This is a genomic window from Ferrimonas pelagia (genome assembly GCF_039543565.1).
Classification (GTDB): domain Bacteria; phylum Pseudomonadota; class Gammaproteobacteria; order Enterobacterales; family Shewanellaceae; genus Ferrimonas; species Ferrimonas pelagia.
Genome location: NZ_BAABJZ010000099.1, coordinates 22,966 through 37,585 on the forward strand (window position 1 = coordinate 22,966; position 14,620 = coordinate 37,585).

Annotated in this window: 11 protein-coding genes, 1 pseudogene and 1 riboswitch; of the genes and pseudogenes, 10 read left to right on the forward strand and 2 right to left on the reverse strand. The window is 57.8% G+C overall.

Annotated elements, in window-relative coordinates; genetic code table 11:
* The first annotated feature begins 543 nt into the window (after nt 1-543).
* The 7 genes and pseudogenes from napF (at nt 544) to ABEA08_RS17480 (ending at nt 7,476) form a co-directional block, all read left to right on the forward strand.
* A complete protein-coding gene (napF, locus tag ABEA08_RS17450; protein WP_345336661.1) occupies nt 544-942 on the forward strand; it encodes a ferredoxin-type protein NapF in 399 nt (132 codons plus the stop codon).
* A gap of 95 nt (nt 943-1,037) precedes the next feature.
* Nucleotides 1,038-1,280, forward strand: coding sequence for a chaperone NapD (locus ABEA08_RS17455; protein WP_345336662.1), 243 nt, complete (start codon nt 1,038-1,040; stop codon nt 1,278-1,280).
* A 25-nt stretch (nt 1,281-1,305) separates the two neighbouring features.
* Nucleotides 1,306-3,798, forward strand: a pseudogene (napA, locus tag ABEA08_RS17460) (nitrate reductase catalytic subunit NapA).
* A gap of 53 nt (nt 3,799-3,851) precedes the next feature.
* On the forward strand, nt 3,852-4,313 hold the full coding sequence (locus tag ABEA08_RS17465) for a nitrate reductase cytochrome c-type subunit (RefSeq protein WP_345336663.1): 462 nt from the start codon (nt 3,852-3,854) through the stop codon (nt 4,311-4,313).
* Nucleotides 4,314-4,322: 9 nt separating this feature from the next.
* A complete protein-coding gene (gene napC / locus ABEA08_RS17470) occupies nt 4,323-4,967 on the forward strand; it encodes a cytochrome c-type protein NapC (RefSeq protein ID WP_345336664.1) in 645 nt (214 codons plus the stop codon).
* A gap of 166 nt (nt 4,968-5,133) precedes the next feature.
* Complete coding sequence (locus ABEA08_RS17475) at nt 5,134-6,264, forward strand: M14 family metallopeptidase (protein ID WP_345336665.1); 1,131 nt, start codon at nt 5,134-5,136, stop codon at nt 6,262-6,264.
* Nucleotides 6,265-6,765: 501 nt separating this feature from the next.
* Nucleotides 6,766-7,476 (forward strand): hypothetical protein, encoded by a 711-nt coding sequence (locus ABEA08_RS17480; RefSeq protein WP_345336666.1) that lies wholly within the window; start codon nt 6,766-6,768, stop codon nt 7,474-7,476.
* A 201-nt stretch (nt 7,477-7,677) separates the two neighbouring features.
* On the opposite strand, the gene add is transcribed toward ABEA08_RS17480, so the two are convergent.
* On the reverse strand, nt 7,678-8,682 hold the full coding sequence (add, locus tag ABEA08_RS17485) for an adenosine deaminase (protein WP_345336667.1): 1,005 nt from the start codon (nt 8,680-8,682) through the stop codon (nt 7,678-7,680).
* Between the two features lie 73 nt (nt 8,683-8,755).
* Nucleotides 8,756-8,855, reverse strand: a riboswitch (purine riboswitch).
* A 217-nt stretch (nt 8,856-9,072) separates the two neighbouring features.
* On the opposite strand from add, the gene ABEA08_RS17490 reads away from it, so the two are divergent.
* The 3 genes from ABEA08_RS17490 to ABEA08_RS17500 all read left to right on the forward strand — a co-directional run bounded on the left by ABEA08_RS17490 (nt 9,073) and on the right by ABEA08_RS17500 (nt 10,523).
* Nucleotides 9,073-9,489 carry a helix-turn-helix domain-containing protein gene (locus ABEA08_RS17490; RefSeq protein ID WP_345336668.1) on the forward strand — a complete coding sequence of 139 codons (417 nt, stop codon included), beginning with the start codon at nt 9,073-9,075 and terminating at the stop codon, nt 9,487-9,489.
* Between the two features lie 62 nt (nt 9,490-9,551).
* Complete coding sequence (locus ABEA08_RS17495) at nt 9,552-9,941, forward strand: VOC family protein (RefSeq protein ID WP_345336669.1); 390 nt, start codon at nt 9,552-9,554, stop codon at nt 9,939-9,941.
* 204 nt (nt 9,942-10,145) lie between these two features.
* Nucleotides 10,146-10,523 carry a VOC family protein gene (locus ABEA08_RS17500; protein ID WP_345336670.1) on the forward strand — a complete coding sequence of 126 codons (378 nt, stop codon included), beginning with the start codon at nt 10,146-10,148 and terminating at the stop codon, nt 10,521-10,523.
* A 163-nt stretch (nt 10,524-10,686) separates the two neighbouring features.
* Here the strand turns inward: ABEA08_RS17500 and purL are convergent, their stop codons facing one another.
* On the reverse strand, nt 10,687-14,589 hold the full coding sequence (gene purL / locus ABEA08_RS17505; protein ID WP_345336719.1) for a phosphoribosylformylglycinamidine synthase: 3,903 nt from the start codon (nt 14,587-14,589) through the stop codon (nt 10,687-10,689).
* Nucleotides 14,590-14,620 lie beyond the last annotated feature (31 nt).

Below are 14,620 nucleotides of genomic sequence, written 5' to 3' on the forward strand. Positions count from 1 at the left end.
CAGTTTTGTTATGTGCTTCAGCCCAAAAGGCCACCACCGACAATTAACACCAAGTCACCATATCGGAACAAACAAGATACAATTATGAAGGTGTAGATTAAGCCACTGTTATTAATGAATTTAATAACGAAAAACCTAGAAGCTTTATCTTTTTGACCATTAATTATTCTAATGGTTAGTTTTTAACTATTTCATTTGTCGCAATTATGTAACGCGACTACCATTTCGCCTGAATTTCAATCACCGCATTGACCCATCGGCCGGGTCACTGCTTTATTCAAGAGGACGCCCATGAAGCACTTCATCAAGGCATTGGCTGTCAGCTATCAGCGCAGCTTTTCTGAGCTCTATCATCTTCACGCCAAATAACGGCGTCGATGGCTAACAAGGAGCACCGTCATGGCGGTGCTTTTTTGCCTCGCCCGAATGGGATTTTTGATCCACATCAACATCACGTCACATCACTCTATTGCTACATCTTGTATGCCTGTTACCAAAGATCTGTTCTCATAGCCTTATCACAACAATTGATCAACAGGCCTTGTGGGAACGCTTCTTGCTTGGCGCCGCTCTCACGCTCAAGCCACTTTCGCAACGGACCATGTGATCCGTATGCCACATCTGCTCGACGGATCGGCGTTTCTTGAGCACTGCAGTCGTTGTGCTGAATGCCTCAAAAGTTGTGAGACCGGGGTGATCACCCTTGGCTCCGGCGGATTTCCACAACTGGATTTTGAACGTGCCGAATGCACCTTTTGCTCAGCCTGCGCTGATGCCTGCCCCGAAGATCTGTTTCTCGCCCCAAGCCTAGCTCCCTGGCCCTATCTGCTAAGCGTCGCCGACACCTGCTTAGCGTCTTTAGCCGTTGAATGCCGCAGCTGCGCCGATGCTTGTGAGCAGCGAGCCATCCAATTTCAACCGGGTCAGATCGCCCCCCCATGATCAATGCCGACTGCACTGGCTGCGGGGCCTGTCTGCCCCGTTGCCCCGTTGCCCCAGTCGATCTCTTTCGTTACAGCCTAAAAAGGAAACTGCTCATGACTGAGCACATCTGCTCTTTGGTGCTCAGCGTAATGCCGCCAAAACGCACACAAGTGGAAGCCGCGGTTGAAGCACTGGACGGTGCCAGCGTGGCCGTCGCAGATCCCAGCGGCAAGTTGGTTGTTCTGCTGGAACACTCACAGCAACAAGCCCAGGTCGATTGCATCGACACCATCAAGGGACTCCCGGGAGTCAGTGCCACCACACTGATCTACCACCAAGAATTAGAAAACGTTTAACCATGACTCACATCAAGGAATGGATATGAAACTGACACGACGTGGATTTGTAAAAGCTCAGGCCATCGCTGCAGGCGCCGTCGCCGCCGGATTGGCTGCACCGGCCGCAGCGCAGGGGATCATTGCCACCCAAGCGGATGACAAAATTAGCTGGGACAAAGCCCCATGCCGTTTCTGCGGCACAGGCAGCTCCGTGCTGGTGGGTACCAATCAGGGTAAAGTGGTCGCGGTTCAGGGCGATCCTCAGGCACCGGTCAACCGAGGCTTGGTGTGCATCAAGGGCTACTTCCTGCCGAAGATCATGTACGGACAGGATCGCCTGACTCAGCCGATGCTGCGTAAGAGCAATGGCCAATACGACAAGAACGGCGAATTCACCCCCGTCTCCTGGGACGAGGCGTTCGACGTCATGGCAGACAAATTCAAAGCCGCACTGAAGGAGAAAGGGCCGACCTCCGTCGGCATGTTCGGCTCCGGCCAGTGGACCGTGTGGGAAGGCTACGCCGCCGCCAAGCTTTATAAAGCAGGCTTTCGCTCCAACAACATCGATCCCAATGCCCGTCACTGCATGGCCTCTGCCGTGGGCGGCTTTATGCGTACCTTCGGCATCGATGAGCCGATGGGCTGCTATGACGATCTCGAGCAAGCGGATGCCTTTGTGCTGTGGGGCTCCAACATGGCGGAGATGCACCCCATTCTCTGGTCGCGCCTCAGTGCCCGCAAGCTCTCGGCCGAGCACGTTAAGGTCGCGGTGCTGTCCACCTTCGAGCATCGCAGCTTCGAGTTGGCAGACACCCCCATCGTCTTCACCCCGCAGACCGACTTGGCGATCCTCAACTACATCGCCAACTACGTCATTCAAAGCGATAAAGTGAACCAGGACTTTATCGACAAACACGTCACCTTCCGTGAAGGCACCACCGACATCGGCTATGGCCTGCGTCCCACTCACCCGCTGGAGCAGGCGGCCAAGAACCCAGGCAACGGCAGCTCCAAGGCGACCGATTTCGAACGCTTCAAAGCCTATGTTGCTGACTATGACGTCAAGTCTGTGTCCGAACTGTCCGGGGTGGAGGAGGATAAGCTGATCGCTCTGGCCGAGCTGTATGCGGATCCGGATCGCAAAGTCGTCTCCTACTGGACCATGGGCTTTAACCAGCACACCCGCGGGGTCTGGGCCAACAATCTGGTCTACAACATCCACCTGCTGACCGGCAAGATCTCCCAGCCCGGCAATGGTCCCTTCTCTCTGACCGGCCAGCCCTCCGCCTGCGGCACCGCCCGCGAAGTGGGCACCTTCGCCCACCGCCTGCCCGCCGACATGGTGGTGAAAAACCCCGAGCACCGCGCCTACGCCGAGAAGATCTGGAAGCTGCCTGAGGGCACCATTCCGGCCAAACCCGGCTATCACGCGGTGCTGCAGGATCGCATGCACAAAGATCGCAAGCTCAATGCCTACTGAGTGATGTGCAACAACAACATGCAGGCCGGTCCCAACATCAACGAGGAGCGACTGCCCGGCTATCGCGATCCCGCCAACTTTGTGGTGACGTCGGATCCCTACCCCACGGTTACCGCCATGGCGTCGGATCTGATCCTGCCCACCGCCATGTGGGTGGAAAAAGAGGGCGCCTACGGCAACGCCGAGCGTCGCACTCAGTTTTGGTACCAGCAGGTGAAGGCGCCGGGCAACGCCCAATCTGATCTGTGGCAGATCATGGAGTTCTCTAAGCGCTTTACCATGGAATAGGTTTGGGATGAGTCGCTGCTGGCCAAAGCGCCGGAGTATCGCGGTAAGACGCTGTTTGACGTGCTGTTTGCCAATGGCCAAGTCGACCGATTTAGCTTGGATGAGATCCCGGAAGACCGGCTCAATGACGACGCCCGCGCCGCAGGCTTCTATGCCCAAAAGGGTCTGTTCGAAGAGTACGCCGAGTTTGGCCGGGATCACGGCCATGATCTGGCCGACTTCGAGACCTACCATCAGGTACGCGGCCTGCGCTGGCCGGTGGTGGACGGCCAAGAGACCAAGTGGCGCTTCAAGGAGGGGTCCGATCCCTATGTCAAAGCCGGCAAGGACTTCGAGTTTTACGGCAAGCCCGATGGCCGCGCGGTGATCTTCGCCCTGCCCTATGAGCCAGCGGCCGAGTCTCCCGATCCCGAGTTTGATCTCTGGCTCTCTACCGGACGAGTACTGGAGCACTGGCACACCGGCACCATGACCCAACGCGTGCCCGAGCTCTATCGCGCCTTCCCCGACGCTGTGGTGTTTATGCACCCACTGGACGCTAAAGAGCGCGGCCTGCGCCGGGGCGACAAGGTGATGATCACCTCCCGTCGCGGCGAAGTGGAAACCGTGGTGGAAACCCGTGGCCGCAATAAGCCGCCCAAGGGGCTGGTATTTATGCCCTTCTTTGATGCCAGCACCCTGGTCAACAAGTTGACCTTAGATGCGACCGATCCGCTCTCCAAAGAGACGGATTACAAGAAGTGCGCCGTCAAAGTGCGTAAGGCCTAAATCCGCAGCGGGCCCAACGCGGGCCCGGTACACCCAAGTTCCTGGAGCAAACTATGAAACTCAAATCTGCTTTGTTGGTGGCCTTCCCTCTGCTGGCCGCCGCCATGATCCACACAGCCCAAGCGGCCGAAGACGTCGAGTTTGGCCAGCGTGGCGACGCCCCGCTGGCGCAAACCAACCCGGCCCCCGACCTCAAGCCTGTGCTGAAAGAATCCGGTCGCAAGGCGCTCAATTACGTCAATCAACCGCCGGTCATTCCGCATAAAGTCGCCGGTTATCAGATCACCCAATCCACCAACCGTTGCCTGCAGTGCCATGACGTCGACAATTACCTGACCACCGGCGCCCCCCGGGTGAGCCCGACCTACTTCACCGATCGAGATAGCATCGTGCAACCACAAGTGGCACCACGACGTTACCTCTGCCAGCAGTGTCACGTGACGCAAGCGGACGTAAAGCCGCCGGTAGACAACAACTTCCAGCCATTGGGGCAATTTGCCAAAGACAGGGACTAGGAGGGATCGATGAAACGACTCAATTGGATCACCAAACTCTGGCAGTGGCTGCGCCCCCCCAGTGGTATGGCGCTGGGCGGCCTGCTCGGCATCGGTTTTATCGGCGGCATCTTGTTCTGGGGCGCCTTTAACACCGGCATGGAAATGACCAACCGAGAAGAGTTCTGCATCGGTTGTCATGAAATGGAAAACAACGTTTACGAGGAATACATCACCACGGTGCACTACAACAACCGCAGCGGCGTACGCGCCACCTGTCCGGATTGTCACGTGCCCAAGGAGTGGACGCCGAAGATCATCCGTAAGATCCAAGCCTCGAAAGAGGTACTGGGCAAGATCACCGAACTGATCGACACGCCAAAAAAGTTCGCCGATCACCGTCTGCAGATGGCGCAAAACGAATGGGCGCGGATGAAGGCCAACGACTCGCAGGAGTGTCGCAATTGCCACAACTTCGAGTTTATGGATTTTACCGAGCAGAAGTCGGTCGCCGGACGAATGCACGCCGAGGCCAGTGATCAAGGCAAGACCTGCATCGATTGCCACAAGGGGATCGCCCACAAGCTCCCCAGTGACTACCACGGTAACGACGCCATCTCGCAAGCCCTGTCTCAGGAGATGGCCACCCAAGCCGCGACCACAGGGCACTACTAAGCCTTCGAACCGCGCTTTGCCCAACGCCTCGTGTCGCTGGGCAAAGCGCGCTCTGACGCAGCGCTGTACGCGTGTTCAAGCGCCATTTTCCCCCTTCGCTTGATCTGCCCCAAATTCCGCTCCACCCTAACAGCTGCTCTTCCCTCCCCCACACAAGGAACGAATCGTGCAGATCACCAGTGCGTTTGACAGCGGCAACATCGAGGTGGTGGCGTGTGACCACGCCAGCGATATCCAGCTCAAGATCCAAACAGACCACAACACCGAAAAGTTTCAGTGGTTTCATTTTGCCTTGCACGGCGCAGGCCAAACCCCGTGCCAGCTCAAACTGATCAACGCGGGAGAGGCGGCCTACCCCAAGGCGTGGCAGGATTACCAAGCCGTGGCCAGCTACGACCGGGAAACCTGGTTTCGGGTCGATACCGCCTACCAGAATGGTCAGTTGATCATTGACCACACTCCGGCGTGCGATCTCATCTACTTCGCCTATTTCGCTCCCTATCTGGCAGAGCGCCATCGAGATCTGATCGCCGTCTGCCAAACCGACGAGCGCCTCCAATACCACTGTCTAGGACTGACGCCAGATGGCCAAAGCCTAGATCTGCTGCAGCTGGGCGAGCACGCTCCGGGCAAGAAAGTCTGCTGGCTCATCGCCCGCCAGCATCCGGGCGAAACCATGGCCCAGTGGTGGATGGAGGGCTGCATCGACAGTTTGCTGGACGAGTCCAACGCCGTCAGCCAGGCACTGCGCGCCCAGTGCGTGTTCTACCTGGTGCCCAACATGAACCCGGACGGCAGCCGCCGCGGCCACCTGCGCCATAACGCCCACGGCACGGATCTCAACCGGGCGTGGCGCAGCCCAGATCTCGCCACCAGCCCCGAGGTCGCATACGTCCGCCAAAAGATGGAACAAACTGGCGTCGACTTCTTCTTGGATGTGCACGGCGACGAAGAGCTGCCCTACAACTTCATTGCCGGTGCAGAAGGGATCCCCGGTTGGACCGCCCAGCATCAAGCGCAGTTGGACGGCTTTAAGCAGGCACTGCTCCACGCCAGTCCCGAATTTCAAACCCAGCACGGCTACCCCTTCGACGCCCCCGGCCAAGCCAATCTGGACATCGGCAGCAATTTCATCGCCAGCCACTTCAAGTGCCTGTCGATGACTTTGGAGATGCCGTTTAAAGACAACGATGCCCTACCCAACCCTGCGGTCGGCTGGAGCCCTGAGCGTGCCGCAGCCTTCGCCCCAGCCAGCCTTCAGGCCTTGCTTCGCTGCCTACAGCACGCTCTGCTCTAACCGCGTTCATCGCGCCGAAGCCAACCAGATGATATCAATTGGCTTCGACACGTTTGACCTGTCCGGGACGCGCCGCAGCTGGCCGTATTTAGGCGCCAACGTATCTGTCGGAATCAACAACTTCAGCTTCATTGTGTCCAGCGTCAGCGGCGATGCCGACTTATCTGTCCGTTATGGCAACCAACCGGCAAGACGGGCCTATGACTGTCGATCCTTGTATCTACGTCAGTGGTAACGAAGAAAGCGGCCCCAACCTAACCATCAACTACGAATAAGTCCTCCAGCCGGTTGCCACGCTGCAACCGGCTTCTCATTCGCTCCTCAATACCTCGCACTCTTCATCTACCGTCAGGGCCGCCAGAGCCTGTCCCCTCCCCAGCGCTAAGCCCTCAGGCTAAAACAAGAACTGGATAAAAACCGGACAGAAACTGGACGGAAACTGGACAAGCACACATTAAGAGCTGTATAAATAAACACTGTTTAAAAAAACAGGCCATTACGATGCCGAGCTACCAACTTCGCCATGACCAACCCGTCCATTGGCTCAACCAATTGGGCACCCAATCCGTCGACCGACTGCTCACTTCCCTGTGCAGAGGGTCGAAACACAAAGCCCTGGGGCAGTTTCACTGTCGTAATGCCCATTCCTGTCGTAATGCTTGGTATGAACTCTTTCCATCGCAGGAACTCGTCGGCCTGTTTGATCAACTCTATCGTGTGCTCAAGCCCGACACTCAAGGCCAGATCCTGTGCGAGCAGCTGGATCTCCCCAGCCTTATCCCCATGGCACAAGCGGCCGGGTTTCGGATCGGACCCGCCCAGATCTGGCAACAACTCAAGGGGCAGAGCGGTAAACGATCCCATCTGCACTTCATTTTACAGCTGTACAAAGGCAAGCCGGTTCCCAGCTGGCAACAGCGAGAACAGCTCTATATCTACGAGGATGAGGTTGGACGCAGACTCCCCCACGCCCTATTAACACGACTGCTGGAGGGAATGGAGGACGGTTTAGTGATCGATCCCTTTATGCAGGATCACAGCATCGCGAGCAGCACTCTGCAAACAGGCTTACGCTTTTCCGGTGCCCATGCCGATCCCGAATTACGCCACGAGCTTAGAAAAGAGCTGGAAAACCAAACCAATGCCTTTGAACTGATGCGCCAAGCTCCGGTGCGCCCGGAAAAGGACGGCATGCAACTCCCGTTGATCTGATCCCACAATAAACGTCGCTCTATGCAGTGATACGCCTTTTGCCCCTGCTGGCAGACCCCTTGATAGGGGACTCGGACAGCGGGCAGACACATTCGAGCCGCTCATAGCCGCAGCCAAGCCCCCTTCCTTGCTGAGCTAGCGGTGATCCACCCAAGCAGATACACCGACCAGACACGCACAATGGGCTCAGGTAGTATCACCTCACCACCAGTGATCGTTCAGGGCCAATAACCCTTCCTTTATCTCAGATGTGGCAAAACACGCCGCCACGCTGGCTCGGTAGATCCGACGGTACTCCTCGATGGTCAGCACAAAGGCCTGATCAACCCGATCCAGCTCGGTCGTCACCGTCGTATCACTGACGGTGCGGTTATCCGTGCTGATATTCACCGCCACGCCATCGCGGACAAACTCCGCCACCGGGTGGCGCGCCATCTCGGCAAACGCCTTGGTTTGAATGTTGCTGGTGGGGCAGACCTCCAGCGCTACCTTGCGAGCCTTTACCAAGGCCAAGGCTTGCGCGTCCTGACAGACGTAGACCCCATGGCCGATCCGCTCAGCCCCTAACAACTCGATGGCGTCCACCACGTTCTGGGCACAGCCTGTCTCGCCGGCATGGATCGTCAGGCGGTAACCCATCGCCTTAGCCTTCTGGCAAACCTCGACATAATCCTTGGAAAAGCCGGGATCTTCCCGCCCAGCCAAATCGAAGGCCACCACGCCTTTGCCCAAAAAGGCTTGGCCCGCTTTCAGAGTCTGGTGACACAGCTCAATGGGAAAGCCGCGCATACCGCAGAGGATAAGATTGGCGTCGATGGCAAACTGGGCCTTAGCCTTATCCATGCCATCAAGCACCGCAGCAATGGCCTGCTCCATGCCCAGTCCCTGTTGCAAGTGGAAGGATGGCGCAAAGCGCACCTCGATGTAGCGCACCTGCTCCGCGGCGGCATCCTCGAGCACTTCGAAAGCCACCCGCGACAAGGCCTCGGCAGTTTGCATCACGGAGATGGGCAGCTCGAAGCGCTGCAGGTATTCGATCAACGAAGGGCAACTGGGCGGGGCCACCATCAGGGCCTGGATCTCGGAACTGTCCTCAGTCGGCAAAGCCATGCCCTGTTGTAAGGCCAGTGCGAGCACTGTCTGAGGACGCACGCTGCCATCCAAGTGGCAGTGCAGTTCGATCTTGGGCAGTTGGGTGAAGTTCATTGGTTACCTCGGTAGCAGAAGAGATCCCGCCGAGCCCCAATGATAGGCACAAAAAAACCTGATCACGAAGAGGCACGGCAAAGTACCTCTTCGTAATCAGGATTGTTCGGTTCCTGGTAGAAACTCCCCGACCGTATTACGGGGATTATACGAAGATCATTCGGCACCAAGCCGAATTTGCGCGGCACTTTGCCACAGAGATCTCAGGATAGCAAGCGTCTGTTGAACAAAGCGTTCTATCTACAGAACGGGTCGTGGAAGCTCAGACAAAGACCACCCCTTCATTCGTGGGATCGGCATTGAGGCAGTTGCGGGTAACGCCTTGGTACGATGCATCGAACCTAAGAGCTCTGTTTGATATGTTAAGATCTGCCCTCTCCAGCCGACCACATGCCGTTTCCAATGCCGAGCAAGCCCAAAACCTTTTATGAAATGGAGCTGGAACGCGTATACCAAAAGACGTCGTTTCGACCCGAGCACTATCTTCAGATCAGACAGTCCAAGGCCTTTATGAAGAAGTACCACACTGAGCGAATCGAGTTGAACGATTTGGCTGCAGTGGCCTTCATGTCCAAGTTCCATTATGTCCGCACGTTTCAACGCATGTATGGCTTAACCCCGAGGCACTACCTGCGAGATCTGCGGATCGCAAAAGCGAAAACCTTACTCCGCCAAGGGATCAGTATCACCCAGACCTGCTTCGATGTGGGCTACGAAAGCCTGCCCACCTTTTCAACCGCCTTTAAAAAGTGCACCGGCCTCACCCCCAGAGCATATCAAAAGCGTCATCAGAGCAATCTGGAATAAGTATCCGCAATGCCGTTTCACTATCCTATGCGTATTCCTGTTCCGTTAGAGCGTGTGAAACCATGATTAAGATCAGCGTCACCAGTATCCCGGTAGAAGACCAAGAGAAGGCACTGGATTTCTACACCCGGGTATTGGGCTTTATTAAAAAGCACGAGATCCCCCTGGGTGAGCATAAGTGGTTAACCGTGGTGTCCCCACAAGAGCAATCCGGTGTTGAACTGCTGCTGGAGCCCATGGCCTTTGAACCGGCAAGACTGTACCAGCAGTCACTGAAAGAAGCGGGGATCCCTTGGACCTCCTTCGCTGTGGATGACTTAGAAGGTCAATATCAGCGGCTGTGCGATCTGGGGGTCGAATTCTCCATCGCGCCCAGAGAGGCCGGCTCCGTCAAGATCGCGGTGCTGGATAACACCTGTGGCAACTACATCCAACTGATGCAAGAGCTGTAACCGTGACCGCGCTTTATGAAAGTTGGCAGCAGCTCTGTACCCCTTCGCAACGCATCGCGCGGTAACCGGATCATGCCTTAAGGCCGCCTCGATGCTTATTGCCCCAGTCAGCCGTGCCATTCAGGGCCTGGCGAAACCATGACCTGCATCGCTGCTACATAGCGTGATGGATACTTAAACCTGAGTGAAAGAAAGGATCGAAAGATGAAATTGGAAATTAATCTGATCGTAGCGGACGCAAAAGCAGCCGGCGACTACTACCAAAACCTGCTGAACGCGGAGATCCTTTCGCAAACCGATGAAGCGACGGCAATGAATGAGACCTTGATGAAACTCGGTGGCACCGAGATCCGGGTGCTCAATGAAAATAAAGATTTCGGCCTGTTCGCCCCGGTCGAAGGCACGCCCGCCTCCATCGGCATCAACCTGTTCGTTGCTGACATCGACGCGTTTTTTGACAACGTGGTGGCCATGGGCTGCAAGGTACTCTCCCCGGTTCAGGAGTTTCCTCAGATCCCAGCGAAAAATGCGGTATTTTCAGATCAATTCAATCATATCTGGGTCGTAAATCAGCAGTATTGATCGACCCATCCACCACGCCATAAAGGCTTAGCTGACGGCGCCACGCCAGCATAGAAAACAAAAACGCGCTTCCCTCGAATGAGAGAAGCGCGTTTTTCTTTGGCTCTTTCCTAGAACCTAGCAGCGCAGCGCCCTCGCAAGCGCAGCGCCCTAGGATCGGCTCTTAACCCAGCTTAACGCGGGCGCTGCGGAACATGCGCATCCACGGCGAATCTTCGCCCCAAGCGTCAGGATGCCAGGAGTTGGACACGGTGCGGAACACCCGCTCAGGGTGCGGCATCATGATGGTGGCACGACCGTCAGTGGTGGTCAGGCCGGTAATGCCCGCCGGAGAGCCGTTCGGGTTCGCCGGGTAGGCCGTGGCGATCTCACCGCGGTGGTTCAGGTAGCGCAGCGCCACGGTACCGGAGGCGTCCGCCGCCTGGAACGCATCCAGGTTAGCAAACTCGGCACGACCTTCACCGTGGGACACGGCGATCGGCATAATGGAGCCGGCCATGCCGCCCAGGAACGCAGACGGGCTTTCCTGTACTTCCACCAGGGAGAAGCGAGCCTCGAAGCGCTCGGAGCGGTTGCGCACAAAGTGCGGCCAGTGCTCCGTGCCCGGGATGATCTCTTTCAGGTTGGAGAGCATCTGACAGCCGTTACACACACCCAAAGACAGGGTGGTGTCGCGCTCGAAGAAGCTCTGGAACTGGTCGCGCGCACGGTCGTTGAACAGGATGGACTTGGCCCACCCCTCACCGGCGCCCAGTACGTCACCGTAGGAGAAGCCACCACAGGCCACCAGGGCTTGGAACTGCTCCAGGGTCAGGCGACCCTCCAGGATATCGGACATGTGCACGTCGATGGCTTCAAAGCCAGCACGGTCAAACGCCGCCGCCATCTCCACATGGGAGTTGACGCCCTGCTCACGCAGAATGGCCACTTTCGGCGCGGCACCTTTCGCGACAAACGGAGCAGCGATGTCCTCCGCCGGATCAAAGGTCAGCTTGGCAAACAGACCCGGATCGTCCGCGTCCTGCTTGGCTTCATGCTCCTCACGGGCACACTCTGGGTTGTCACGCAGAGACTGGATCTGGTGCGTAGTTTCGCCCCAGAGGGTGCGCAGCTCGGTGCGAGACTCTTCCACCAGTACGGTGTCACCCTGACGGATCACAACGCTGTCGCCCTTCTCTTTACAAGAGGTCAAGCCACCAATGGCGTGGCTGCAATCCCTCAGGCCGTTGGCCGCCAGGATGGCATCCACCGCAGCGCGGTCGTCCTTGCGGATCTGCACCACGGCACCCAGCTCTTCGTTGAACAGCAGGGCCAGGGCATCGTCGCCCAGACCGGCTAGGTCGACATCGATGCCCTGCTTACCGGCAAAGGCCATCTCCGCCAGGGTCACCAGCAGACCGCCGTCGCCCTTGTCGTGGTAGGCAACCAGCTTCTGTTCAGCAGACAGTTGCTGGATGGCGTGCCAGAAGCCCTTGAGCAGCTCAGCGTTGTCCACGTCCGGCGCTTCGTTACCCAGCTGGTTGTATACCTGAGCCAAGGCGGAGCCGCCCAGACGCTGCTTGCCGGCGCCCAAGTCGATGAACAGCAGCTCAGAGTCACCCAAGTCGCTGCGCAGCTGCGGAGTGACCGTATTGCGAACGTCTTCAACACGGCCGAAGGCGGTGATCACCAAGGACATCGGAGAGGTGACGGCCTTCTGCTCGCCATCCTGCTCCCAGGCGGTCTTCATGGACATGGAGTCCTTGCCCACCGGGATGGTAATGCCCAGGGTCGGACACAGCTCTTCGCCCACGGCCTTAACCGCTTCATACAGGCCGGCATCCTCACCCGGGTGACCTGCGGCGGACATCCAGTTGGCGGACAGCTTCACGTGCTTCAGCGCACCGATGTGAGCAGACGCCAGGTTGGTCAGGGACTCGCCCACGGCCATACGGGCGGAGGCACCGAAGTTGATCAGCGCCAGCGGGGTACGTTCCCCCATCGCCATGGCTTCACCCTGGTAGGAGTCCAGGGTCGCAGTGGTGACCGCGGCGTTGGCCACCGGGATCTGCCAAGGACCGACCATCTGATCCCGCGCCACCATACCGGTAACGGAGCGATCGCCGATGGTGATCAGGAAGGTCTTCTCGGCCACCGCCGGCAGACGCAGCACGCGGCGGATCGCATCTTGTACGCTGACACCACTCATGTCCAAAGCCGGGGAAGCGCACTGCGCGGTGATCGCCTCGCGGTGCATCTTCGGCGCTTTGCCCAACAGCACGTCCATCGGCATATCGATCGGGGTGTTGTCGAAGTGGCTGTCTTCCAGAGTCAGGTGACGCTCTTCCAGGGCTTCACCGATCACGGCGTAAGGCGCGCGCTCTCGCTGGCAGATCTCGTCAAATTTCGCCAGGTTCTGGGGCGCAACGGCCATCACGTAGCGTTCCTGAGATTCGTTACACCACAGCTCCAGCGGCGTCATGCCCGGCTCATCTGAGAGAATGTCGCGCAGCTGGAACTTGGCACCACGGCCACCGTCGTCCACCAGCTCAGGCATGGCGTTAGACAAGCCGCCCGCGCCCACATCGTGGATAAAGGCGATGGGGTTGTCGTCACCCAACTGCCAGCAGCGATCGATCACTTCCTGACAGCGACGCTCAATTTCCGGGTTCTCACGCTGTACGGAGGCAAAATCCAGATCCTCGGAGGATTGACCGGAGGCCATGGAGGACGCCGCAGAGCCACCCAGGCCGATGTTCATCGCCGGGCCACCCAGCACGATCAGCTTGGCGCCGACCGGGATCTCGCCCTTCTGTACGTGATCTTCGCGGATGTTACCGAAGCCACCGGCCAGCATGATCGGCTTGTGGTAACCACGCACCTCAGAGCCGTTAAAGCTCTGCACTTCCTGCTCGTAAGTACGGAAATAACCGTTCAGCGCAGGACGACCGAATTCGTTGTTGAACGCGGCGCCGCCCAGCGGGCCTTCGATCATGATGTCCAGCGGGGTGACGATGCGATCCGGCTTGCCGTACTGCTTCTCCCACGGCTGTTCGAAGCCCGGGATGTTCAGGTTGGACACGGTGAAACCGGTCAGGCCGGCTTTTGGCTTGGAGCCGCGGCCGGTGGCGCCTTCGTCGCGAATTTCACCGCCGGAGCCGGTGGCGGCACCCGGATACGGGGAGATGGCGGTCGGGTGATTATGGGTTTCCACCTTCATCAGGATGTGGACCGGCTCCTGGTGGTAGCGGTAGGTGCCGTCCTGATCGGCAAAGAAGCGACCGCCTTCGGAGCCGGTCATCACCGCGGCGTTGTCCTTGTACGCGGACAAGGTCTCTTCCGGGGTCACTTCAAAAGTGTTCTTGATCATCTTAAACAGCGACTTGGGCTGCTCTACGCCGTCGATGGTCCAATCGGCGTTGAAGATCTTGTGACGACAGTGCTCTGAGTTCGCCTGGGCGAACATGTACAGCTCGATGTCGTTCGGGTTACGACCCAGTTTGGTGAAGTTGGCGACCAGGTAATCGATCTCATCTTCGGCCAGAGCCAGGCCCATCTCAACGTTGGCCTGCTCCAGAGCAGCACGGCCGCCCTCAAGGATCTCAACGCTGGTAAATGGTTTGGGCTCGGAGGCTTCAAACAGCACCTTGGCATCGTCAAAGGTGGGCAGTACCGCTTCCACCATACGATCGTGAATAAGGCCCAGCAGCACTTTTTGCTGCTCATCACTCAATTCATCTTCCAACTGGATATACCAAGCCAGACCGCGCTCCAGACGTCGCACTTCAGACAGGCCACAGTTATGGGCGATGTCAGTAGCCTTGGAGGCCCAAGGAGAAATGGTGCCAGGGCGCGGCACCACCAACAACAGTTTACCGGCTGGCTCGTGCTCTTCCATACGGGGGCCGTAAGTCAGGATCTGGGCTAATTGCTGGGCGTGTTGTTGGGACAGCGAAGCTGAGAGATGGGCGAAGTGGTAGTGTTCAGCGTAGAGGTCGGAAACGGGCAGGTTGGCGTCACGGCAAGCTTCTAGTAGCTTGGTTACCCGAAACGCGGACAGTGCCGGCGCGCCGCGAAGGATCTCAATCACGTCGATTCACCTTATAGTGTTATGGTGC

Excerpts from the sequence above, each read along its gene's own strand:
- ABEA08_RS17500 (WP_345336670.1), top strand. The coding sequence starts at position 10,146 with ATGAAATTGGAAATTAATCTGATCGTAGCGGACGCAAAAGCAGCCGGC.
- ABEA08_RS17480 (WP_345336666.1), top strand. The coding sequence starts at position 6,766 with ATGCCGAGCTACCAACTTCGCCATGACCAACCCGTCCATTGGCTCAAC.
- ABEA08_RS17465 (WP_345336663.1), top strand. The coding sequence starts at position 3,852 with ATGAAACTCAAATCTGCTTTGTTGGTGGCCTTCCCTCTGCTGGCCGCC.
- ABEA08_RS17490 (WP_345336668.1), top strand. The coding sequence starts at position 9,073 with ATGCCGTTTCCAATGCCGAGCAAGCCCAAAACCTTTTATGAAATGGAG.
- napC (WP_345336664.1), top strand. The coding sequence starts at position 4,323 with ATGAAACGACTCAATTGGATCACCAAACTCTGGCAGTGGCTGCGCCCC.
- add (WP_345336667.1), bottom strand. The coding sequence starts at position 8,682 with ATGAACTTCACCCAACTGCCCAAGATCGAACTGCACTGCCACTTGGAT.
- ABEA08_RS17495 (WP_345336669.1), top strand. The coding sequence starts at position 9,552 with ATGATTAAGATCAGCGTCACCAGTATCCCGGTAGAAGACCAAGAGAAG.
- ABEA08_RS17455 (WP_345336662.1), top strand. The coding sequence starts at position 1,038 with ATGACTGAGCACATCTGCTCTTTGGTGCTCAGCGTAATGCCGCCAAAA.